The sequence below is a fragment of the Chryseobacterium sp. G0162 genome (genome assembly GCF_003815715.1).
GTDB lineage: Bacteria > Bacteroidota > Bacteroidia > Flavobacteriales > Weeksellaceae > Chryseobacterium.
The window spans coordinates 2817067-2840774 of record NZ_CP033922.1 but is presented as its reverse complement, the minus strand read 5'-3'; the positions used below and the strand labels follow the sequence as shown (position 1 = coordinate 2840774).

Here is a 23708-nt window from a genome sequence, read left to right as displayed (position 1 = left end):
CATGTCCCTTGCTGAAGTACAGAATGCAATTTCTGAAAGGAAAATCTGCGTTTTAATACCTACCTACAATAATGAAAAGACCCTGAAAAGGGTCATTGACGGTGTTCTGGATTACACCGAAAGTATTATTGTCGTGAATGACGGTTCTACCGATTCTACCCCTCAGATTCTGAGCCAATATCCTCAGATCACAATAATCTCCTTACCTGAGAACAAAGGAAAGGGAAACGGGCTTAAAACAGGCTTCAGAAAGGCAAAAGAATTAGGTTATAACCATGCCATCACTATAGATTCTGATGGGCAGCATTATCCAGATGATATTCCTGTATTTGTAGAGGCTCTTCTTCAGGAAGATGAAGAGGTTATTTTGATTGGAAACAGAAATATGTCTCAGGATGGCATTCCAAAGAAAAGCAGTTTCGGAAATAGGTTTTCTAACTTCTGGTTTTGGTTTGAAACCGGAATTAAACTGGAAGACACGCAATCCGGGTATAGGCTCTATCCTTTGCATAAAATTCCAAAAAAATATTTTACCCCTAAGTTTGAATTTGAAATTGAGATCATTGTAAGAACCGCCTGGAGACATGTTCCCGTAAAAAATGTTCCGATAAAAGTCTTATATGATCCTGCAGAACGTGTTTCTCACTTCAGACCGTTTAAAGATTTTACCAGAATCAGTATTCTGAATACTATTTTGGTAACCATCACCCTATTCTACATTATTCCGAGGAACTTCGTGAATAATTTCAAAAAAAAAAGCTTTAAAAGGTTCATAAAAGAAGATGTACTGGAAAGCGACGGAACTAACCGTACCAAAGCTTTTTCCATTGCACTGGGAGTTTTTATCGGACTTTCTCCTTTCTGGGGATTTCAGACTTTACTTGTGATCAGCTTATCTGTACTTTTTAAACTGAATAAAGTGCTGGCATTTGTAGCTTCAAATGTGAGCCTTCCGCCCTTTATTCCTTTTATTATTGCCGCCTCTTTATTTCTGGGTGCTCCGTTTGTTGATGGAGACAGTAATTTCCTTAGCCAGGATCTTAATTTTGACTTGATTAAAAATAATTTGCTTCAATATGTGATTGGAAGCTTTATCCTGAGCACCACACTATCTGCTATCGCCGGAATAAGTACTTTTCTTTTCCTGAATAAACTGAATCCCGAGAATAATTAGCTTAAAAGAAAAACCCCGAAAATATTCCGGGGCTCTGAAAATTCATAAGTTTAAAGTCTCTATTTTGAAACGATAATCTTTTGACTATAATCGATTGAAGAATTGTTCTTAATCTTTACAATATAAGTTCCATTAATCAGGTTACTTGCATTAACAGTTGTCTGTCTGTTAAGATTGATATTTTCCTGGGAAATAAGCTTTCCTGTAAAGTCATAGATAGAAACTGTGGTAATTCCAGCGAGATTCATTCCTGAAGGAGTCTTTATAGTGAATTCATTTTTAACCGGGTTCGGATAGATAGAGATTCCTTTTGAGTTCTCTGCAACTTCATTTACAGCTAATGACTGGCATTCACTAGGAATCGTGAAATCTTCTACCTGGTCACTCATATCTAATAAAGGTTGATTAGCGCCGAATTCCAATCCGTTAAGAAGTCCTGCTGAAGCATTTACTCCTAAACCTCTCTTAGCAAATGTCTTCCAGATCATACATTTGTTTTCACCATTCGTAGATGCCTGATCGGCTGCAAGAATAGCGTTTCTTCCCTGTACAAAAGTTGGATTACATGGTTGTAACTTAAGGGCATCCATCACCAGCTGCAACACTTTCGCACTTCCACTGTTCGGATCAGCTAAAACATTGCTACTGTATCCATATTTTTCTACATATTTCCAGTTAAGATCCCAAAGCATTGAAGCCCAGATAAACCCGATACTATGAACATCCGGCACTGTAAGTGCTCCGAATATAGCATTGTTGGCATTCACCTTCATCCCGTTGGTTCTGCCATAAGTAAAGTTATTAATTGCAAAATCAGGTGAATATTTTGCTGGTCTTATTCCTGCTCCAGTTGTAGCTTCCCCTGAAGCAAAAGTACCTACTCCTCTTGCAATAGAAGCATTATCTCCTGGTCTGGTAGTCATCATCAAAGCAAAGAAGTCAGACCATCCTTCTCCCATTTGCTCATTGGAAGAAATATAAGATAAACATGAGCTTCCTGTTCCTGTAAGACGGTTAGAAATTCCATGCCCATATTCATGGCTGATGATTCCGTTATCTAAACTTGCGTCTTTATAAACTGCTTCAGTTTTTAAAGTAGCATTTACAACAGTTCCGTTTGTTAATTCACTTACCAGGAACTCTCCTTCGTCTTTCCCTACCATAATTGTAGGAATGGTGATCGTATTATCTACACCCCCCAACCCAACAGGGGTATTGCTATTTGGATGATATTGTATAACCCCCACAGCACCTGCATTTTGTAGGTTTTTTGTTTTAACACTAAAGTTACATCCTCCTGCACTTAATACCCCTATTTTTCCAGTAAGGCTTCCGGCGGTAACTGTAGTACATCCATCAGCTGGTATTGGAAGGGCTAGATCTCCAGTAACAGGAGTTCCTCCAATAAGCTGTGGTCCAAAATTAGCAGTGGCTGCTGCAGGAGTTCTTGTGATATAATTAGACGGGGCATTATAATAAAGGTATCTTGCTCCATTAGGAACGAAAAGGAACATTTGCATTCTTCCGCTTGTTCCATCAGCACCAGGGTTAAAATTAGCATTATTAATACCACTTCCATCTCTGGATTCAGCAAGAACAGGATCATTACCTACTCCTCCATTTCCAAAATTATTTTTTTGATAGTTTCTGGCAGACTCTGTAAATCCAAATTTGTAGAATACATCATGCATTTTATTCGTTGTGTAGAATAAATTGGTAACTGCCGCTGAGGTATAAGTTTGCTGTGGTTGTGTCACATCTAAAGGAAAATCAAAAGCTCTGTTGGGACCACCATCAGGAGAAAATTGAGGTGTATTACTATTAGCTTCATCAGTATATGCAAAGGCATTATTTCCTCTTGTTATGGTATAGCTGGTAGTACCGTCAGAATGCCATCCTTCAGGAGATGCAACCAGATCCCAAGGGTTAGAAAGTAATGTTCTGCTTCCAAATGTTGGTGCTTCCACAGGAAATGCAAACACATTGTAAGTTGCATTATCAGCAGCAAAAACAAAGTTTGTAGTCTTTTGTAAATCTGCAACATCTAAATGACCCGGAAGAGCAGAAGGCTCAATATTCAGACCCGTTAAAGCTTCCCCAGCATGTCGTTCGTAAGCTTCAGGATGAAAATCACAAGAAAGTGTTGTATTCTCCTGATATAAAATAGAACCATCTTCTGCACTTACAATCGTATTCCAAACATTACTGGTTCCTTTTTCTTCGATATTAAACTGATACCCCAGTATTAATTCTCCTTTCTTTGCAAAATAAACAGTATTTATTTTTATCGGTTCTTCCTGACCATCAATATTTTTTGCTACAGGTGAACCATTCAATTTTTTAATAGCCTGCACCATTAAAGCATCTTTTCTTCCACTTTCTTTCCCTTTAATTGCTGTAGGATATGTTTTAATAAAGGTATCTGCAAAATTCAATACTTTACCGTCTCTAATCAAAACATTGGCAGAACTACCAAAAACAGGAATACCATCAATCGTCTGCTGAATCCCTACAACGTCTCCCTTCAAACTGCTTGAAGGATCAATGTTGATAATTTTAAAGCTTTTTAATTCCGGATTAGATCTCTGAAATGATCCTGCTGAATTAACATAGTCTTTAATTGTCTGTTCATACTTTTGAGCAGAGACAACCCCAGCACTGAAAAGAGAACAAAACAACAATAGCTTAACACTAAGTCGAATTTTTTTCATACGTTTTTTTTTAACAAATATTAATTTCCAATTACTCAGTTAGTAGAGAAATATATTAAAACGTTACATATTTGTTTAAAAAAATCAAAAAATACAAGCAAACAAAATCTTAAAAAACGATAAAAAACTAAAAATAATTAAATATAAGACCCTTTGTATTATTTTGACACCATCATCTTTTGGTTCCCATCATTAGGAGGTATTCCCAATTTTCACTCATTGAATTTTTAGCTTACTTTATGAGAATATTTATAAAAAATTAAGTAATGATTTAATAAATAATATTTCAATTATTTATTAATTTTTTTATTGGTTTTATTAAGATATTTTTCAATCATTTTCTGATCCGGAACAGTCGTTATTTCTTTGGTAAGAGCCTTTTCAAATTCTATTTTTGCTTTTGAATATTCTTTTTTGTGATAATAATATTTTCCACCCAAAAAATATCCTTTCCAGAAATCCGGATTTAAAGACTCATAAGAAGGAATAAAATCATCCGTTAATTCCATATTCTTCTTTTCTGTAGCCTCAATTATTTCTTTACTCAGCATTCTATACAATTCATAACTTTCAAATTCTTCAGAATCTGCAAAAGGATCTCGCGGAATATTCAATTGTGACTTTGAGAATTTATCGGGCTGTAACGTTTTGCCTGAAAATATTTCATTGAGATCATAGCACACAAATTCTCCTAACTGATAGGGATTGGATGATACCCAAGCCAGTTTCTTTTCAGGTGAAAATATAACAGCATGATGAGCTAAAAGTTGGTTTAAAGCTTTCTCATTTCCATAACCTATGCTTTTATCTTTTAAACCGGAACGGTTTCTTAAAATAGCAGCTATTTTTTCTGGATTCAACTTTTTTTCTTCCTGTAAAAGTTCCTGTAATTTTTCATAACGGTATGCCGAGTGGCTCTCTTCAATCTGCTTTTTATTTTTAGTATCCTCTTTATAAGTATCAGACTGAAAATGATTGGTGCAAAGCACTTTACTTGTGTTTTGAACTCTATATACTCCGAAGTTTTTCGGTGAGACTTCAATAATTATTGCATTTTTATCATGAGCACTTCCTACTAAAATGGATTCTGAAACAAATACATGTCTTTTTTTAGCAATAGCAATCGCTTCATCTATGTTTTTAGCATATTGCAGGATTTCTCTGGTCACCAGAGAAATAGGTGTTTTCGCCGTCAGAGGAATCCTTGATTTTCCAGCATTGATCGTTACGGTTATTCCCTCTTTATTCATTCCGGAAACTACACCGATCATTCCCGGCCAGCTTACTGACATATAAGGAAATCCGTCTTCCGGTTCTACAAATTCAACCAGCTTATTTTGGGCAAACTCGTCTCCTACGTAAAAATCGAAGTTTCTTCCGATCAGCATATTCCCATCTTCCGTATTCTCGTTCCAGACCGCCAGAGAAGTACAACCTACCATCGCAAGATCCTGCATCGCATGCCCAATATCATGAGCTCCATGCAGATACAGATTTCTCAGATATCTTGGTGCAATAAAATCATACCGATCAGATGAGTATTGTGACAACCCATACAATTCTGCCTGATAATCTTCTCTTACATTGAGATACATTTTACGATTGTACCACTTTAAGAAGGTATTTAAAAGTTTCTGCTTAAATTTTGAAGGAACAAAGCCTTCTACTTTGGAGAAGAAAATTTCCTCCTGCTTCTGCATCAGATCCTGAGTTAACGCTCCGTTGTTATACCCTAATTGCAAAGGGTTTCCTTTAATATAAAGCTCCCAAAGCTGTTGTTTATTTTTGGTGAGAACATTTTGATTATAGCTAAAGGTACTGTCATTGATCCTGGTAACCTTCGGAATTTCTAATGCATATTGTTTGACATCAGGAAGGTGATGAATAGATTTTGATACTCCACAAGAGCTCAGGAGAAAGAAAAAAAGGAAGGAGATAAGAACCCTTTTATATGACAGATGTTGGATATTAGTTTTTTTCACGATTGTCTTAATTAAGTCATTGAGTGCAAGCGACTGTCAATCGTTTCTTTTCCCAGAATTTCAGCACAGGTATTGAATGCACCTATGGTTACTCCCAAAATTCCGTGCATATTCACAGATTGACCTGTAAGAAACAGATTATCAATTTTTGTACGGGGAGAAACCATGGTTTTCAGAGGATTCTCTGAGTTTTTCATATACCCGTACATATTTCCTTCAAAACTTCCGATATAATCCCGGTAAGATAAGGGAGAAGAGGTATATATTCGTTGGATAGCATGTCTCAAACCCGGAATTTTCTTTTCCAGAGCGTCAATCATTTTTTCAGTCTTTTCCAGCTTGAAGCCTTCATACTGTTTTCCTCTTTCATGCTCATCAGCTACGGTATTGACTGTATTTTCCCATTGTTTAACCTCATCAAAATCCATATAAGAAATAGCCGTTAGACTTTCTGCAAAAACAGAATTTTGTTTTGAGGGGGTGGATGAAAGCATATACGTCTCCGGCCAGGCTTGTTTATGATAACGATAGGCGTTCCAAACCTGCTCTTCTGAGGAATAATGATAAATATTATAATTAAAATTCGGTAGGCAATGAGGTTTTAAAACAATGTAAACACTGAAACATGAGGAAACCGGCTGCCAACTTAAAACTCTGTTCAGAAAAGATTTTTTCAGTCTTTCTTCTCCAATCAGCTTAATGGCAGAACGAATTTCAATATTGGAAATAAACTTCTTTGCGGCATATTCTTTCCCTGTCTTTGTCTTTACAGAAGTCAGTGTATTATTTCCATTAAAAATAAATTCAGAAACTTCTGAATGTTTGTGAACTTCAGCCCCATACTGACGAAGTTTTCGAATGAGCAATCTGGATATCTGACTCCCTCCTTTTACACATTTATAGGCACTTTGTATGTAAGAATTCACCGTTAAAGCATGAACGTAAAAAGGAACGTTTTCCGAATCTCCGGCATACAGGAAATTAGATCCTAATAAGACTGCCTGAAGTTTTTTATTCTGGGTTACAGATTCAACGAATCTTTTGGTATTTAAATGCAGGATCTCCTCATTGTAATTATCCTTTCCTACTACATGATACCTTGGAAACTGGCTGCATACATATTGAATCTCTTCACAATAATTTTCAAGATTTTCTTTTTCCTCAGGAAAACAGACCGATAATTGTTCTACAAAGTTTTGATAGCCTTGAGCATGCGGATATTCAACAGCATCATCTCCAAAGGAAATTCTGTCATACCCGTCCTCATCCATTTGCTGAAGTTCCAGATCATCCATAATCTCAAGATAGGAGAAAAAACGGTGCAGGTTCTGCCCTTTTGAAAGGCCACCCAAATAATGCACTCCTGTATCAAAAATAAGCTTATCTCTTGAAAAAGTCTGAAGATTACCTCCATACTGATTGTTTTTTTCCAGCACGCAAACCTTCAGGCCTTCTTTCGCTAAAACAAGAGCTGAAACAAGACCTCCCAATCCGCTGCCGATTACAAGTATGTCATATTCTTTTTTCAAAGGAGGATGTGCTTTTTTTAAATTAAGAAATTTGGATATTATTTTATGATTATTGTACAGGAAAATCCTATTTGAACAATATCATTTTTGAATTTCACTTCCTTAATATTTTTGAGTTTTTATTAGTTTTTAGGGAATAAAAATAGAAAAATTAATCAACATCATCCCAAAAATCAAAATAATTAAACCATTGAAGCGGATATTTTTTAAGCATGGTTTCAAGATTCTGAACGTAAGACTGTAAAAGCCCCTGAGAATCCCGGTTCTTGATATTCTGTGCTACTCGTGCATACAAATGGTAATGAAGGTTCTTTTCTTTCATCACATAAACATATACCACAGGTACTCCCAAACGGGAAGCAATGAGGAATGGTCCGGCCGGAAATTTGGCACTTTTTCCTAATAATTCGGCTTCCAGAAATTTTGATCCTTCAAAGTAACGGTCTCCCGTAAAACAGATCAGTTCATTATTGGACAAAGCCTGATTGATCTCAAAGATATGCGACATATCTTCTTTGACATAGATGAATTTAATAGTACTCTTTTTTACAGAAACACTCTCCAGATATTCCTTGATGACGGTAACTTCCTGATCTGTAGTGACGAGGTTAATTTGACAGTCAAAATCAATGTCTGCAAAGAAATGCTCTGCTACTTCAAAATTTCCGATGTGAGCACTGATAAGAACTCCACCTTTCTTAGCAGCCAAAAGATTTCTCAGGTTTTCAATACCATCAAATTCATAGGTATATTTCTCTCTCAAACCTGCAGAAATAGCCGTTTTATCGATCAGAACCTGTCCGAAGGTGAAATAGCTTTTAAAAATAGAGCGCTTAGCCTTCCAATAGCTGAAATTCAGTCTTTTTTGGAAATAATAGAGAATGTATTGGTTGCTTTTTTTCTGAAACAGAACGTAATAAGCAGCCACAAGGTACAATACGAGATATGAACTTCTGATTCCGATATTTCTAATACACCAGACGAATATCCTGTAGCCCAGCACCGTCCCTTTAGATTTACCTTTCCACTTGTTCATACATACAGTTTGCTAATATAAAAGAGTACCAATGTAACAATATCTCTGAGTATCCTCTTCTATTATTACATTGGTACATTGTAAGGAATATAGATTATTTAATAACTATGCGTTTTTTGCAACGATCTTATTTTCAATCGTTGTGTAGAAATCATCAAATGTTACCATTTTCTTGAAGTCTGCTTCTCCTAATTTCACTCCGAAATTGGATTCAATCACTACGACCATGTCAATATAATCCAAGCTGTCTAGTCCTAGTGTATTTTTAAGGTTGGCATCATTACTGATTTCATCTCCGTCAACTTCAAATTCGTTAACCAGAAAATCATTAACAATAGCAACAATTTTTTCCCTTTCCATGTTTTTAATCAAATTTTTTAACTATTAATGCAGAATTGGTTCCCCCGAACCCAAAAGAATTCGACAAAAATACATCAATTTTTTGATTTTTTGTTTTGGAGACTAAATTTATCTTTTGAGCCTCATTATCAGGATTTTCCAGGTTAATATTCGGAGCTACAAAATCATTCTGCATCATCAGAATTGAGTAAATAACTTCACTTGCACCAGCCATCCAGCACTCGTGTCCCGTCATGGATTTCGTAGAGCTTACAGGAACTTCGCTTCCAAAAATCTCATAGATAGCTTTCGCTTCATTGGCGTCACCAATTGGAGTAGAAGTAGCATGAGCGTTAATATAATCGATGTCTGAAGCTTTCAATCCGGATTGTTTCAAAGCTCTATCCATCGCTAAAGCCGGTCCGTCAACATTTGGAGTTGAAATATGTCCGCCATTGGATGAAAAACCATATCCTATGATTTCAGCAATGATAGGAGCTCCTCTTCTTTGGGCAGATTCCAGACTCTCAACGATTAAAGAAGCGGCTCCTCCACTCGGAATCAAGCCGTCTCTTCCGGCATCGAAAGGTCTTGATGCTTTTGTAGGGTCTTCCTCTCTTGCTGAAAAAACACCTAATCCATCAAAGCTTGCCATAGAGTATTTGTTGGTTTCCTGAGCCCCACCACAAATGATCATATCCTGAAAACCGTTCTTAATCATCATGTAAGCAAGCCCTAAGGAATGTGAACCACTTGCACAGGCTGCACTGATGGTAAGATTGATCCCTTTTAGTTTAAAGATCGTAGAAAGGTTCATCGTTACTGTTGAGTTCATTGATTTAAAGATCGCTCCTGATCCCATCAATGTAGTATCTTTCTTTTCCCTTGCAATGTCGATAGATTCTACCACTGCTTGGGAAACACTGTCATTTCCATATAAAATCCCCACTTCATGGGCATCTAAAAAAGTTTCATCAAGATTGGCCTGTTTCAGGGCATCAAGGGTAGCAAGATAAGCATATTCACTTTCTTCTCCCATGCTTACACGCTGGCGTCTGTTCAGGAGATTCTTTAAATCAGGTTTTGGAACTACTCCTGTAAGTCCTGATCTGAAACCGAACTCTTTTCTATCCTGATCTAAAACAATACCGGATTTTCCTTGATATAGGGATTCCCTGACCTCTTCTAAAGACGTCCCGATGCAGGAATAAATTCCCATTCCGGTAATTACAACCCTATTTTCCATTTGTATATATTGAATTTAACAATGTATCAGTCTAGCAATGTAACAATATTTTCATTGGGATCCAATCAACATTGGTACACTGGTACATTGGTATATTGTTAGATTATTTACGAGTAAATTCCACCGTTAATATTAATCACTTCTTCTGTGATGTATGACGATTTCCTGGAAGCTAAAAATGCGACAAGATCTGCAACCTCTTCTGCTTCTCCAAACCGGTTGGCAGGAATCATTGCCTTCAATTCATCTTCATTAAACTCCTGAGTCATATCTGTTCTGATAAATCCTGGAGCGACCGCATTTACCGTAATATTTCTCTTAGCAACTTCCTGAGCAAGAGCTTTTGTAGCACCTACCAACGCTCCTTTAGCGGCAGAATAATTGGTCTGACCGGCCGTTCCTTTTACTCCGGATACTGAAACCATATTGATGATTCTTCCGTATTTGTTGCGAAGCAGCTTTTGAATAAAGAAATTAGTAACATTGAAGAAGCCATCTAAACTTGTATTGATTACGGTATTCCAGTCTTCTTTCTGCATCCACATAAATAAACCGTCTCTTGTAATTCCAGCGTTGTTAACGATAACTTCTACCAAAGCTTCAGGATTATTGTCCTGCCATGCTGTTAATATCTGCCGTACTTCTTCGGTATTTCCTACATCAAATTTAAGAATTTCTCCTGTAGCCCCCAATTCTTCAACTTGAGCCAAAGTTTCCTTTGCCGCAGCTTCATTGGAAGTGTAGTTAATGAGTATGTGGTAAGTCTTCTCTTCAGCCAGTTTTATACAGATTGCTCTCCCGATTCCTCTGGAGCCACCTGTTACAATTGCACATTTCATGCGTTAGTGTTTATTTTGTTTTAGTTTTTTTAAGTTACCTTGTTTTTCTTTTTTATAGACAATCTACTATTGTTAATAGTTACATTGCTTTTAAATATTTCTTTACTTCCTCCAGATACGGATACATTACCATATCATCTGAGAATGCAGGAATTATTTTTCTGATCTCATCGTATAATTCTTTTGTAGACGATGAAATTTCATTCTGAAAACCAAGATATTCTATAGCCTGAACAATGGTAATCGCTTCAATCGCCAGTACTTCAAAAGCATTTTCAATTACTTTTCTGCAGATTACTGCAGCATTGGTTCCCATACTAACCACATCCTGATTGTCATTATTATTTGGAATGCTGTGAACATACATGGGATTTGACAACATTTGACTTTCTGCTGTAGTAGATGTTGCTGTAAACTGAACGCCCTGCATTCCGAAATTGAACCCTAATTTACCTAAATTTACAAAAGGAGGCAAAATTTCATTGATTTTAGCATTCAAAAGATAGTTTAACTGTCTTTCTGCAAGCATTGTAAGTTTTGTAACCACAATTTTTAATTTGTCCATTTCCAGAGAAATGTAGTCTCCATGGAAATTTCCTCCGTGGTAAACATGCTGATCTTCTACATTAATAATCGGGTTATCATTGGCAGAATTGATCTCATTTTCAAGAACTTTCTCCGTATATTCTAATGTATCTAATACCGGACCTAAAATCTGTGGTACACATCTTAAAGAATAATACTCCTGTACTTTTTCCTTGAATACCTTTTCCTGTTCTTCAAAATGGGTATACAGATGATCTGCTCTTTTTCTGATCAGCTTACTGTCAGCCAGGTGAGCACGCATTCTTTCTGCTACTTTCTGCTGACCGTAGTGTCTTTTTGTTCCGTTTAATGCTTCTGATAAATGATCGTCATAAGCCTGAACAATTTCATTAATGGCGCAAGAAAGCTTAATAGAAATATCTGTTAACTGATTTGCTTTATAAGCATTTACAATACCAATTCCTGACATTACGGAAGTTCCGTTCATCAGGGCAAGTCCTTCACGGATCTCCACCTGAATTGGTTTCAGCTCTTCGATTTCAAAAACCTCTTTGGTCAGTTTTCTTTCTCCTTTATAGAAAACTTCTCCTTCGCCTATTAGCACCAAAGCAAGGTGAGCCAGCTGGACAAGGTCACCACTTGCTCCTACTCCTCCATGTTCAAAAATTAATGGGGTAATATCTCTGTTGATTAATTCCTGAAGAAGATAAATAACAGATTCATGCACTCCTGAATTTCCTAATGATAAAGTATTCATTCTGGCCAGCATACAAGCTTTCACTTCCTGGGAAGGCAAAGGGTTTCCGATTCCGGAAGAGTGGCTTCTTATCAGGTTATACTGAAGCTGGTGAGTATCCTCATCACTGATCTTGAATTGTGCCATTGGCCCAAAACCGGTATTCACTCCGTATATTACTTTATTTTTTGAAAATTCCTTTAAAAACTGAAAACTTGCATTCACTCTTGACAAAAGTGATTCATCCAGTTCTATTTTTTCATTTTCAATGATAATTTTTTGAAAGTCTTTCAGTTCTAAAAAGTTATTTATTTTCATCAATTAAAAGTAATAGTTGATAATTTTGTAAAATATTAATTATTTGTCACTAATTTTGCGGCAAAGATAAAAGTTATTATTAAAATAAAAAATCAAAGATGAGCAAAGAATTTGTTGACGTTCTTGTAATCGGAGCCGGACCTTCTGGATGCGTATCTTCTTCTTACTTAAAGAACAATAACGTCAGCGTGAAAGTGGTGGAAAAAACAAAATTCCCAAGACTGGTAGTCGGTGAAAGCTTAATCCCAAGGGTGATGGACCACTTTGATGAGGCCGGACTGTTCCCTGCTTTGGATAAAATGGGCTTTGAAAAAAAACTGGGTGCCCGTTTCCTTCGTGGTGACGAAGTCTGCATTTTTGATTTCAGCAATAAATTTGGAGAAGGCTGGGATTGGACCTGGCAGGTTCCGAGAGCTGATTTTGATAATACTTTAGCTCAGGAGGTCATTAATAAAGGGGTTGATCTTGAATTTGAAACAGAAGTGATCGACATCAAGTTTGAGGGAACAGATTCCATAACAACCGTACGAACTAAAGAGGGTGAAACTAAGGAAATCCACGCAAAATTTGTAATTGATTCAAGTGGTTACGGAAGAGTACTACCTCGTTTGCTTGATCTTGAAAAGCCATCCAAATTATCTCCACACTCTGCTATTTTCTCTCATGTAAAAGATCTTAACAGAGAACCTGGTGAAGAAGGAACTTTGATTTCTTTTGATATTATTGAAACCGAAGTATGGCTTTGGGTCATTCCTTTTTCTAACGGAAACACAAGTTTAGGAATTGTAGGACCTACCGAATATATTGAAAAACTATCTGAAAATGGGGATACTGCTGAAGCTTTAAGAAAAGCAATTTCCCTTTCTGATTATTATATGAAACGTTTTGGGGATGTAGAGTTTCTCTTTGAGCCAAGACATCTGAAAGATTATTCATGTTCTGTTAAAAGTTTATTCGGAGACGGATTTGCCTTAACTGGTAATGCTTCTGAATTCCTTGATCCTGTTTTTTCATCAGGAATGGCTTTCGCTACAGAATCCGGAATGCTGGCTGCTAAACTGGCATTAAGACAGCTAAATGGTGAGAAAATCGACTGGCAGACAGAATACACGGATTATATTTTATACGGTGTAGATGTATTCACCACTTATGTAAAAGAATGGTATACCGGAAATCTTCAGGAATTATTCTTCCACCAACCGGAAAATCCGGATGTAAAGAAAAAGATTTGTGCGGTTCTCGCCGGATATGTCTGGAATAAAGACAATCCTTTTGTGAAAAAGCATGATACGGTGATTAAGAATCTTGCGAACCTCATCAAACTTGAAAAAGAACAAACTCAAGAATAAAAAAAACGGTCTGAAAATTCAGACCGTTTTTTATTATTTCATCGATTTTTTGATTTCTTTTCCCAGATACCTTCCTGCTGATTCATATACTGTAGCAATTCTTCCATATTCCATAACCTCATCCTTACTTTGAATAAATTTATCAAATTTATTCAAAGCCACTTCAGCTAAAACCACTGAAGGATTACTAGCTTCCACCAACTTAATTGTGCCGCTTACCTGTGCTTCCATCACTACAAGTCCAGCATGCCATCCCGGTAAAAGCCATTTTGTATCCAGTATCAATGTGTATTTTGCAGAGCCATCCTTTTTAAATGTGACTTCTTTATAGTATTTGCCTAAACCTTTTGCAAAATGGTTAATATACTCTTCTTTTTTATACCGTTCCCATTCTCCAATCCATTGTTTCCATCCTTCTTTTCCTCTTTTAGGATTAGACAGAACATCTTCTTTCCTATTTTCCAGATATTGAGCTTCCGTAAAGTTTTCTTTCATAAACAATACATTATCAAATCTAAGCTCTATATTCACTTCTTTCTGATCTTTTAAAGCTTGAAAATTTCCTGAAATGAGTTCCATTTTCTCCTGTCCGAACACCATTGTCACCAAGATCAGTAATGTCAGTAATAATATTTTTTTCATGGGTCTTAGTTTTACTATTTAAGTTCAGCATCTAATATATTACATTTATCTCAAATCAATAAAAGTAATTGGCTTTCTGCTGTTTGGATTAAAAACGGTTTTAGACAGAATATCAAAATCAATGATTTCAATTTTCGGACTTACTCTTAATTTTGCACGGAAATGGTCTCTTACCTCATTCACAAAGTTTTCATTTTCCTGATCTGTACTTAATTTGATGATGATTTCATCCAGTCCGATCTCATTGGCCTGAATCACGATCTGGTAACAGAGAATATTATTAAAATCATTCAGAATATCGTTCATTGCAGGTGGATAGAGGGTTGTTCCTTTATACTTTATCATCTGCTGTTTTCTTCCAATTACAGGCCCCAATCGCATGGTATTTCTTCCACATTGACAGGGTTCATAATGGGCTTTTACAATATCTCCGGTTTTAAATCTTAGCAAAGGAATGGCTTCCACTCCTAAAGTAGTGATGGTCAGCTCTCCACTTTCGCCTTCTTTCACTACATTTTCATCTTCATCCAGAATTTCTGTAATAATCAGCTCTGGGTGATGGTGTCCTCCGATCTGAAACTCACACTCTGTAAAAGCGGTACTCATTTCTGTAGAAGCATAAGTAGAAAAAAGTTTGATATCCCATTTCTCTTTGATCTTCTGGGAAAGAATATTATCTGTAAAATCCTGATTTTTAATACTCTCTCCGATACATACTGCTCCATAAACACTTGAATTTTTATAATCCAGACCATGTTTTTCAGCATAATCAATCATCTTCAATAAAAATGAAGGAACTGTAATCAGGTATTTAGGTTTGTATCTGAAAATAGAATCCCATTGTAATTCTGGAATTCCAGGGCCCATTCTGACAACACTGGCACCCATTTTTCTTAATCCTAAAAAATAAGCAAGCCCAGCCATGAAACGTTTATCAATCGTAGTGATCATCTGTACTACATCTCCCTTCTGAATTCCGGCACAGGCAAAGGATATGGCCTCATTGTAAGCCAATCTTTCAAGGTCTCCATCAGACAATCCAAAGGTTACCGGATCTCCTAACGTTCCGGAAGTCGTGCTGTAGTCTACAATCTTATCTGGTGTAATACAGAAAAAATCATGATTATGCTGCTGCAAATCATTCTTTGTTGTAACAGGAATCTTTTGCAGATCTTCCAATGTCCGGATTTCTCCAATATTGATATTCTTTTCCTTAAACAACCTCTGATAAAAAGGTGAATTTCCTTCAAGATAAGCCAGAAGCTGCTGAAGTTTTTCTTCCTGAAACGCCTTTATTTCCTGAGTACTCGATTTTTCGATGAACGGATGAAATTCCAATGATTTTAATTTTTAAAGGACAAATGTATTTAAAATTACATGATTGTAGGATGTATTCATGTAAAATGTATTCACGATTTCAACTACAGTTTTATCTACGGAATGTAAAAGTCTGTGTGTTTATATTTCCCGCGGTATTGATTGTGGTTATTTTTAAACTATGTTCTCCCGAAGTTTTTGGACACTTTTCATCAAAAATGTAGATAAAATCATTTTTCACACGGGCAAATCGCAGCCATTTCCCATCCAGTTCTGCCCGGAATGAAACAATATCCCCTACTTTTGTACTTCCTTTTAAGCGTAAAGAACTTCCGCTTACAACAGCTCCATCTTTCCATCCTGAAGAAACTGATGGTAAACTGTTATCCAGTATAAGTTCTGCTGTACCTAATCTATTGAACTGTGCCTCTGCCTGGTCGCCGTTCCATTTTGCTTTTACGGCATCCTTATCACTTCCATAATTGAACAAAACCACTACTTTATCTTTTTCATCTTTGGATAATTTCCTGTTGGGTTTTATTTTCAAGGTATAATAATCATGAACCGGGATGTATGGATTCTGTAGAACAATGGTATTGGAAATGGCATTTCCATCACTACTGTTTTTTTCATACATACTAAAATTCACGGCATCATACATTGCATTTTTACTGAAGTTGATCTCTGCATTTTCAGTGGTTAGCGTTTTTCCTTCATTAGGCAAAACCACTTTCCCGGAAGGAGAAATTCCGTTACCTGTATTAGCTAACTGAACCTTTGTAGTCAACCTGCTGGTATTTCCTTTTACATCTTTTAGAATAATTTCAATAGTGTGAATTTCCTGATCCTGAAGATTGATGACTCCTGAAAGATTGGAAGTACTATAATTAGCTAATTTCATTCCCGGCAATGTAGACAGATGCTGAATTCCTACTTTATCTCTGATGAATTTGGTATAATCTATACAGCCATTCAGATAGCGGGTATCATCATAACTCACTTTATCAATGCTAAAGCCGTAGATCAGTTTTCCATCCATCAATAATTCTGCTTTATAAATCCCCAGATTAAATCCCTGGTTGGCTTTATCTACTGCTTTAATTCCAAAACTTATCATCGGAGAATTAACTCTGACAACATCTGCTGTATAAGCATTTCCTATTTTCTTAACAGCAATTCCATTAGCTCCCGGTTCATACGTACTGAATCTGCGGTCATACCAATACAATCCACTGATAATAGGCGCTACAGAATCCGGGATATTAAATCCAAACAGCAACGGATTAAGACATTCTTCTGTTTTGGTATCTCTTATCTCAAAATGTAGATGAGGTCCCGCTGAACCTCCGGTATTTCCACTCAGGGCAATGAGCTGACCTTTCGTAACCGGAAACTGTCCCGGCTGGAAAGTAATATCCTGTTCCCACTTTTCATCTTTGTACTGCTTCTCCTTCACATATTCATCAAGCTTATCAAAATATTTATTCAAATGGGCATACACTGTTGTAAAACCATTCGGGTGGGTAATATATATGGCATTTCCAAAGCCATAACGCTCCACTTTTATTCTGCTTACATAACCGTCTGCTGCGGCCAGTACAGATAAATTTTCCTGACTGTTCGTCCTCAGATCCAATCCCATGTGAAAATGATTGGTTCTTACCGCTCCAAAATTAGCGGCCAGCTGCATGGGAATATTCAACGGGTTTCGGAAATAGTTTTGGGGATAGTTATTTTGGGCTTGTGTGAGGATGGCAGTAATCAAACAGATAGCCGCCATCAGTTTAGAGAAGATTTTCATACAGCATTTGGGTTTAGTTCTACTTAAATATACGAGATTTCAAGCAATGATCGTGCTATTGTTTTATTTCAAATTGGATGATTTTTTATTTTTAACCACAGATGACACAGATTATCACAGATGGCCGCTGATAACATCTGCGCAATCTATCTAATCTGCGAGAAGTTATATTAAGTTTTGGCTGAAGCCAATGGATTGTTTTCTATTTTTTCAGCGGGCTTTAGCCTGCTTCTATTGAATTTTTCTTTGAATTTAAAGAGTTAAAAACGTTCAAGAAAGCTTAAGAAATATTCACGTATTTAAGGCTCACCATTGGCTTTTTAGATGCTTCTTCATTTATATTTCTGAGATTGAAGTTTTTAATAGAAATTACCTGCATAAAACATATCTTATAAACCGACAAAATTCACTAAATTTGCAGACTTAATTAATCAACGAATTGAGATATTTACAATGAGCCAATTTAAAGAATACAAAAACCTCAACCTTATTGACGTAGCAGAGAATGTAGCGGAGTTTTGGAAACAAAATAAAACTTTCAATAAGAGTGTTGAGATTCGTCAGGGAAATCCTGAGTTTGTTTTTTATGAAGGTCCGCCTTCAGCAAATGGTATGCCTGGAATTCACCACGTAATGGCAAGAGCATTGAAGGATATTTTCTGCCGTTACCAGACTCAAAACGGGAAACAGGTTTTCCGTAAAGCAGGCTGGGATACGCATGGTCTTCCTGTGGAACTAGGTGTAGAAAAAGAATTAGGAATTACAAAAGAAGATATTGGCAAAAAAATCTCTATTGAAGATTATAATAAAGCTTGTCGTGAAGCTGTAATGCGTTATACCGATGTGTGGAATAACCTTACAGAGAAAATCGGATATTGGGTAGACCTTGATGATCCGTACATTACGTACAAGTCAAAATATATGGAAACTGTTTGGTGGTTGTTGAAGCAATTATATGACAAAAGCTTGTTGTATAAAGGATATACGATCCAGCCTTACTCTCCAAAAGCAGGTACAGGACTTTCTTCTCATGAATTGAACCAGCCCGGAACGTATCGTGATGTTTCAGATACAACAGTGGTTGCTCAGTTTAAAGTAAAGAAAGATTCATCTGCTTTATTCAACGATGTTGATGGAGACGTACATATCCTTGCATGGACGACAACTCCTTGGACGTTGCCATCCAACACCGCATTGACAGTAGGTAGAGATATTGAATATGTTGTGGTTAAAACATTTAATCAATATACATTTGAGCCGGTAACCGTTGTATTAGCCAGCGTTCTTTTACCTAAAGTATTCGGTAAGAAATATGCTGAAGGTACAGACGAAGATTTTGCCAACTATACTCCGGAAACGAAAGTAATTCCGTTCAGAATTTTAAAAGAATTCACAGGAGAACAACTTGTTGATACAAGATATGAGCAATTAGTTCCTTGGTTTACGCCAAACGACAACCCTGAAAATGCTTTCAGAGTAATCTTAGGTGATTTCGTAACCACTGAAGATGGTACAGGTATCGTACACACAGCTCCTACTTTTGGTGCTGATGATGCAAGAGTCTCTAAAATGGCTCAGCCTGAGATCCCGCCAATGTTGGTAAAGGATGAAAACGACAATCTTGTTCCTTTGGTAGATTTACAAGGTAAATTTATTCAGGGTGAGAATGTTCCTGAAGTATTCTCAGGAAAATATATCAAGAACGAATATTACGATGAAGGAACTGCGCCAGAGAAATCTTGGGATGTAGAGCTTGCAATCTTGTTGAAAACAGAGAACAAAGCTTTCAAAGTAGAAAAATATGTTCACTCCTACCCACACTGTTGGAGAACTGACAAGCCGGTATTATACTATCCTTTGGATTCATGGTTTGTGAAGATGACTGCTGTAAAAGACAGATTGGTTAATCTGAACAAGGAAATCAACTGGAAACCAAAAGCTACCGGGGAAGGACGTTTTGCCAACTGGTTGGAAAATGTAAACGACTGGAATCTGTCCCGTTCAAGATATTGGGGTATTCCATTGCCAATCTGGAGAACAGATGACCTGAAAGAAGAAAAGATCATCGGTTCTGTAGAAGAACTTTACAACGAAATTGAGAAATCAATTGCTGCAGGATTAATGACTGAAAATCCATTCAAAGGTTTTGAGATAGGCAATATGTCTGAATCAAACTACGAATTGGTTGATCTTCACAAAAATGTTGTAGATAAAGTTGTATTGGTTTCTGATTCAGGAAAAGCAATGAAGCGTGAAAGTGACTTGATCGACGTTTGGTTCGATTCAGGTTCTATGCCCTATGCACAATTGCACTATCCTTTCGAGAATAAAGAAATGATCGATAACAACAAGGCATTCCCTGCGGACTTCATCGCGGAAGGTGTTGACCAGACTCGTGGATGGTTCTATACGCTTCATGCAATCGGAACAGCTGTTTTTGATTCTGTTGCGTATAAAAACGTAATGAGTAACGGTCTTGTTTTGGATAAAAACGGACAAAAAATGTCCAAACGTTTAGGAAATGCAGTAGATCCGTTTGAAACCCTTTCTGTATACGGACCGGATGCTACCCGTTGGTACATGATTTCCAATGCAAATCCTTGGGAGAACCTGAAGTTTGATATCGAAGGAATTGATGAAGTAAGAAGAAAGTTCTTCGGAACCCTTTATAATACGTATTCATTCTTTGCATTATATGCGAATGTTGACGGATTCAATTATTCAGAAAAAGAAGTGGAGAACCGTCCTGAAATTGACAGATGGATCCTTTCTGAGCTGAACTTACTGATCAAAGAAGTAAAGGCATTCTATGAAGATTATGAACCGACAAGAGTAGCAAGAGCGATCAGTACATTTGTAAATGATAACTTGAGTAACTGGTATGTAAGATTATGCAGAAGACGTTTCTGGAAAGGAGATTATTCTGATGATAAGATCTCTGCCTACCAGACTTTATATACTTGTCTTGAAGTAGTAGCTAAACTATCTGCTCCTATTGCTCCATTCTTCATGGATCAGTTGTATCAGGACTTAAATAAAGTAACAGGTAAAGAAAACTGTGAATCTGTACACTTAACAGACTTCCCGGTTGCTGACGAAAGTTTAATCGATCAGGATCTGGTTGAAAAAACACACTTAGCACAAAACATTACAAGTATGGTTTTCTCTTTAAGAAAGAAAGAAAACGTGAAAGTTCGTCAGCCGTTACAAAAAGTATTGGTTCCTGTATTGGATGCTAAAACAGAAGAACAGATTCTTGCTGTTGCAGATCTTATCAAGCAGGAAGTCAACGTGAAAGAATTACAGTTAATTAATGCTGAAGAAGCCTCTCACTTAATTGTAAAACAGATAAAACCGAACTTCAAAGCTCTTGGTCCTAAACTAGGAAAAGACATGAAGGTGGTGGGTGCCGAGATTACCAATCTTACCACAGAACAGATTGCCGCTCTTGAAAAAGAAGGAAAACTGGATGTTCAAGGCTATGAGATTACGCTTGAAGACGTGGAAATCTCTACTAAAGATATCCCGGGATGGACAGTAACTTCTGATGGTAAAACAACTGTGGCATTAGATTTGACGTTAACCGATGAGTTAAAATCTGAAGGAATCGCAAGAGAATTCATCAACAGAATTCAGAACTTGAGAAAAGAGAAAGATTTCGAACTTACAGACAGAATTAATATCTCCATTGAAGAGAATTCACCATTCCTTGAAGATATTAAGAAAAATGAAGAATATATTTCTTCCGAGGTCTTGTCAAGTAAAATAGAAATTGTATCTTCACTTTCAAATTTTAACGAAATCGAAATAGATGAGGTTAATTTTAAGATAAATGTTGAAAAAAATTAACATGTAGTTATTATATTTCAAATTCCATTTCATAATTTTATTAAAAAAGAGAAAGAATATGTCAGACGAAAGAGTTAGATACAGCGATGCTGATTTACAGGAATTTAGAGCGATCATAAAAGAAAAAATAGAAAAGGCGGAGAAAGATCTTCAGCTTATCAGAGAAAGTTTTATCAATGACCAGAATAATGGGACGGATGATACTTCACCAACATTCAAAGCATTTGAAGAAGGTGCAGAGACTTTGAGCAAAGAGCAGAACTCTATTCTTGCAGGAAGACAGGAAAAATTCGTTCGTGATCTTAAGAATGCATTAATCAGAATCGAAAACAAGACTTACGGTGTTTGTAGAGTAACAGGAAAGTTAATTCCTAAGGAAAGACTTTTAGCCGTTCCTCATGCTACACTAAGCATTGAAGCGAAAAACATGCAGAAATAGCCGTAAGGTTTGTAAAATAATATTGGGTTTATATGGTATCTCCGGATACCTTATAAACCTAATTTTTAATGTATACCCATGAGCGAAGTATTAATATTGGTAATCATTGTGGCAGCAGTGCTGGTTTTTTTCAACAGAGAATGGATCAGAAGCAGATTCTTTCCTCCAAAGCACACAAACTACACTATTGATGACCAGTTTAATTCTGATAAACGTGACCGGGAGAAAGAAATAGACAGACTATTGAGTAAGATGGGCAAAAACGGAGTCAACGATCTATCTGAAAAAGATAGAAAAAGGCTTGACGAGTTGTCCAAAATGTAAAATTAAAATACTAAGAAATGGAATCAATCATAGTACATCCTAAAAATTCTATGGAATTGAGCGCATTAAAAAGCGTTTTGAAAGAAATGAACATTAAATTTGAGAAAGCTCATGTGAAAAGTTCATATAACGGACAAAAAGTGGTTAAGAAAGCAAGCGATAATAAAAACGCAAGACCTGCTTCAAAACCTTCAAAACCTAAAGGAGAGTAATGAAAAAGATCTTAGCTATCACTTTTTTGGTATTATTGATAGACCAGGCTTCAAAAATTTACATCAAAACTCATTTTGAGCTGAATGAAAGTATTCCTGTTATAGAAGGTTTCTTCAATAAAACTTTTGTTGAAAACCCAGGAATGGCTTATGGATTTCATTTTGGTGGTATTATCGGAAAGTATTTTCTTGTCATCCTAAGGATTTTCCTGATTGGAGGAATGGTTTACATGTTTAAAAAATGGATCAAAGAAGGTGCCTCCAACTACCTTTTAATTCCAATGGCGATTATCTTTGCAGGAGCTATCGGAAACCTTATTGATGGCATGTTTTATGGAATGATCTTCGATAGCGGAACGGTGTATGATGCCAGTACAGACCGATGGATTGGTTATGGCGGGGTTTCAAAATTTGTTCCTTTCGGACAGGGATACTCTACTTTTATGAAAGGATGCGTTGTGGATATGCTTCACTTCCCAGTAGTGGACTGGTATGTTCCCGATAGCTGGCCTATCATTGGTGGAAAACATATTGAATTCTTTAAATATATTTTCAATGTTGCCGATTCAGCCATTACCGTAGGAGCTGCTTTCTTATTAATATTCAGAAAAAAAGCTTTCCCGAACGGACTTGAATTCTAACAGATGTATTTCGAATGAGAAAAACAATCAAAAATATTTTTAAATTTTTCCTGCTTCTTCTGGTAGCAGGAATTATTTTTATTGCCTGGGCTAATTATAGCATTAAAAAGGAAAGTGCAGCTTCTGTATCTTACAATATCGCCGATGTACCAACCGCAAAAACCGCTTTACTCTTAGGAACAGGAAAAACCTTAAACAATGGAATGCCCAATGCTTATTTCTATAACAGAATTAAAGCAGCTACAGATCTTTTTAAAAGTGGAAAGATTCAATACATTATTGTAAGTGGTGACAACAGCAGCAAAGACTATAATGAACCGGAAGATATGCAAATTGCATTGGTTCAGCAGGGGATTCCACAGGATAAAATCATTTTAGACCATGCAGGATTTCGCACTTTGGATTCCGTAGTAAGAGCAAAGGATATTTTCGGACAAACCAAGATTATTATTATCTCTCAGAAATTCCACAACGAAAGAGCAGTATTTCTAGCTCAGAAAAACGGGATACAGGCTTTTGGGTATAATGCAGAAGATGTAAATAAATACGCAGGTTTAAAGACTAATTTGAGAGAGTATCTGGCAAAGGCTAAAGTATATTGGGATCTTATCCTTGGTGTACAGCCAAAATTTGGAGGAGAAAAGATTTTGATTCCTTAGTATTAAAAACAAATACAAT

Annotated in this window: 19 protein-coding genes; 8 read left to right on the top strand and 11 right to left on the bottom strand. The window is 36.5% G+C overall.

What is annotated here, in order from left to right; translation table 11 throughout:
- Position 1 precedes the first annotated feature (1 nt).
- The gene (locus EG344_RS12985) at positions 2 to 1174 is read left to right on the top strand and encodes a DUF2062 domain-containing protein (RefSeq protein ID WP_123909789.1); all 1173 of its coding nucleotides are present in this window, start codon (positions 2 to 4) and stop codon (positions 1172 to 1174) included.
- 59 nt (positions 1175 to 1233) lie between these two features.
- Here the strand turns inward: EG344_RS12985 and EG344_RS12980 are convergent, their stop codons facing one another.
- The 8 genes from EG344_RS12980 to hutH all read right to left on the bottom strand — a co-directional run bounded on the left by EG344_RS12980 (position 1234) and on the right by hutH (position 12456).
- Entirely contained in the window at positions 1234 to 3885 is a 2652-nt protein-coding gene (locus tag EG344_RS12980; protein WP_123909788.1) for a T9SS-dependent M36 family metallopeptidase, read from the bottom strand.
- A gap of 290 nt (positions 3886 to 4175) precedes the next feature.
- Positions 4176 to 5867 (bottom strand): C45 family autoproteolytic acyltransferase/hydolase, encoded by a 1692-nt coding sequence (locus EG344_RS12975; RefSeq protein WP_123909787.1) that lies wholly within the window; start codon positions 5865 to 5867, stop codon positions 4176 to 4178.
- Between the two features lie 11 nt (positions 5868 to 5878).
- Positions 5879 to 7396 (bottom strand): phytoene desaturase family protein, encoded by a 1518-nt coding sequence (locus EG344_RS12970; protein WP_123909786.1) that lies wholly within the window; start codon positions 7394 to 7396, stop codon positions 5879 to 5881.
- A gap of 151 nt (positions 7397 to 7547) precedes the next feature.
- Positions 7548 to 8432: a lipid A biosynthesis acyltransferase gene (locus tag EG344_RS12965; protein ID WP_123909785.1), complete on the bottom strand. Its 885-nt coding sequence runs from the start codon at positions 8430 to 8432 to the stop codon at positions 7548 to 7550.
- 105 nt (positions 8433 to 8537) lie between these two features.
- Positions 8538 to 8792 carry an acyl carrier protein gene (locus EG344_RS12960; protein WP_123858127.1) on the bottom strand — a complete coding sequence of 85 codons (255 nt, stop codon included), beginning with the start codon at positions 8790 to 8792 and terminating at the stop codon, positions 8538 to 8540.
- A 4-nt stretch (positions 8793 to 8796) separates the two neighbouring features.
- Positions 8797 to 10017, bottom strand: a complete 1221-nt coding sequence (locus EG344_RS12955) for a beta-ketoacyl-[acyl-carrier-protein] synthase family protein (RefSeq protein WP_123909784.1) — start codon at positions 10015 to 10017, stop codon at positions 8797 to 8799.
- 107 nt (positions 10018 to 10124) lie between these two features.
- Positions 10125 to 10856, bottom strand: a complete 732-nt coding sequence (fabG, locus tag EG344_RS12950) for a 3-oxoacyl-ACP reductase FabG (RefSeq protein ID WP_123909783.1) — start codon at positions 10854 to 10856, stop codon at positions 10125 to 10127.
- A gap of 79 nt (positions 10857 to 10935) precedes the next feature.
- Complete coding sequence (hutH, locus tag EG344_RS12945; RefSeq protein WP_185145559.1) at positions 10936 to 12456, bottom strand: histidine ammonia-lyase; 1521 nt, start codon at positions 12454 to 12456, stop codon at positions 10936 to 10938.
- A 98-nt stretch (positions 12457 to 12554) separates the two neighbouring features.
- Between hutH and EG344_RS12940 the strand changes: the two genes are divergently transcribed.
- Complete coding sequence (locus tag EG344_RS12940; RefSeq protein ID WP_123909781.1) at positions 12555 to 13805, top strand: NAD(P)/FAD-dependent oxidoreductase; 1251 nt, start codon at positions 12555 to 12557, stop codon at positions 13803 to 13805.
- A 33-nt stretch (positions 13806 to 13838) separates the two neighbouring features.
- Here the strand turns inward: EG344_RS12940 and EG344_RS12935 are convergent, their stop codons facing one another.
- The 3 genes from EG344_RS12935 to EG344_RS24435 all read right to left on the bottom strand — a co-directional run bounded on the left by EG344_RS12935 (position 13839) and on the right by EG344_RS24435 (position 17565).
- Positions 13839 to 14447 (bottom strand): hypothetical protein, encoded by a 609-nt coding sequence (locus tag EG344_RS12935; RefSeq protein ID WP_123909780.1) that lies wholly within the window; start codon positions 14445 to 14447, stop codon positions 13839 to 13841.
- A 45-nt stretch (positions 14448 to 14492) separates the two neighbouring features.
- Positions 14493 to 15785, bottom strand: coding sequence for a phenylacetate--CoA ligase family protein (locus EG344_RS12930; RefSeq protein WP_123909779.1), 1293 nt, complete (start codon positions 15783 to 15785; stop codon positions 14493 to 14495).
- A gap of 91 nt (positions 15786 to 15876) precedes the next feature.
- Positions 15877 to 17565 carry a M23 family metallopeptidase gene (locus EG344_RS24435; RefSeq protein WP_123909778.1) on the bottom strand — a complete coding sequence of 563 codons (1689 nt, stop codon included), beginning with the start codon at positions 17563 to 17565 and terminating at the stop codon, positions 15877 to 15879.
- 453 nt (positions 17566 to 18018) lie between these two features.
- Here EG344_RS24435 and ileS point away from each other — a divergent pair, with 453 nt between their 5' ends.
- The 6 genes from ileS (at position 18019) to EG344_RS12895 (ending at position 23689) form a co-directional block, all read left to right on the top strand.
- Complete coding sequence (gene ileS, locus EG344_RS12920) at positions 18019 to 21414, top strand: isoleucine--tRNA ligase (protein WP_123909777.1); 3396 nt, start codon at positions 18019 to 18021, stop codon at positions 21412 to 21414.
- A gap of 58 nt (positions 21415 to 21472) precedes the next feature.
- On the top strand, positions 21473 to 21853 hold the full coding sequence (locus EG344_RS12915; RefSeq protein ID WP_045501318.1) for a TraR/DksA family transcriptional regulator: 381 nt from the start codon (positions 21473 to 21475) through the stop codon (positions 21851 to 21853).
- A 78-nt stretch (positions 21854 to 21931) separates the two neighbouring features.
- Positions 21932 to 22177, top strand: coding sequence for a DUF6576 domain-containing protein (locus tag EG344_RS12910; RefSeq protein WP_123909776.1), 246 nt, complete (start codon positions 21932 to 21934; stop codon positions 22175 to 22177).
- Between the two features lie 17 nt (positions 22178 to 22194).
- Positions 22195 to 22389 carry a DUF2683 family protein gene (locus EG344_RS12905; protein ID WP_123909775.1) on the top strand — a complete coding sequence of 65 codons (195 nt, stop codon included), beginning with the start codon at positions 22195 to 22197 and terminating at the stop codon, positions 22387 to 22389.
- Positions 22389 to 23030 carry a lipoprotein signal peptidase gene (locus tag EG344_RS12900; RefSeq protein ID WP_123858138.1) on the top strand — a complete coding sequence of 214 codons (642 nt, stop codon included), beginning with the start codon at positions 22389 to 22391 and terminating at the stop codon, positions 23028 to 23030. The genes EG344_RS12905 and EG344_RS12900 overlap by 1 nt, the downstream gene beginning before the upstream one ends.
- A gap of 14 nt (positions 23031 to 23044) precedes the next feature.
- On the top strand, positions 23045 to 23689 hold the full coding sequence (locus EG344_RS12895; protein WP_123909774.1) for a vancomycin high temperature exclusion protein: 645 nt from the start codon (positions 23045 to 23047) through the stop codon (positions 23687 to 23689).
- Positions 23690 to 23708 lie beyond the last annotated feature (19 nt).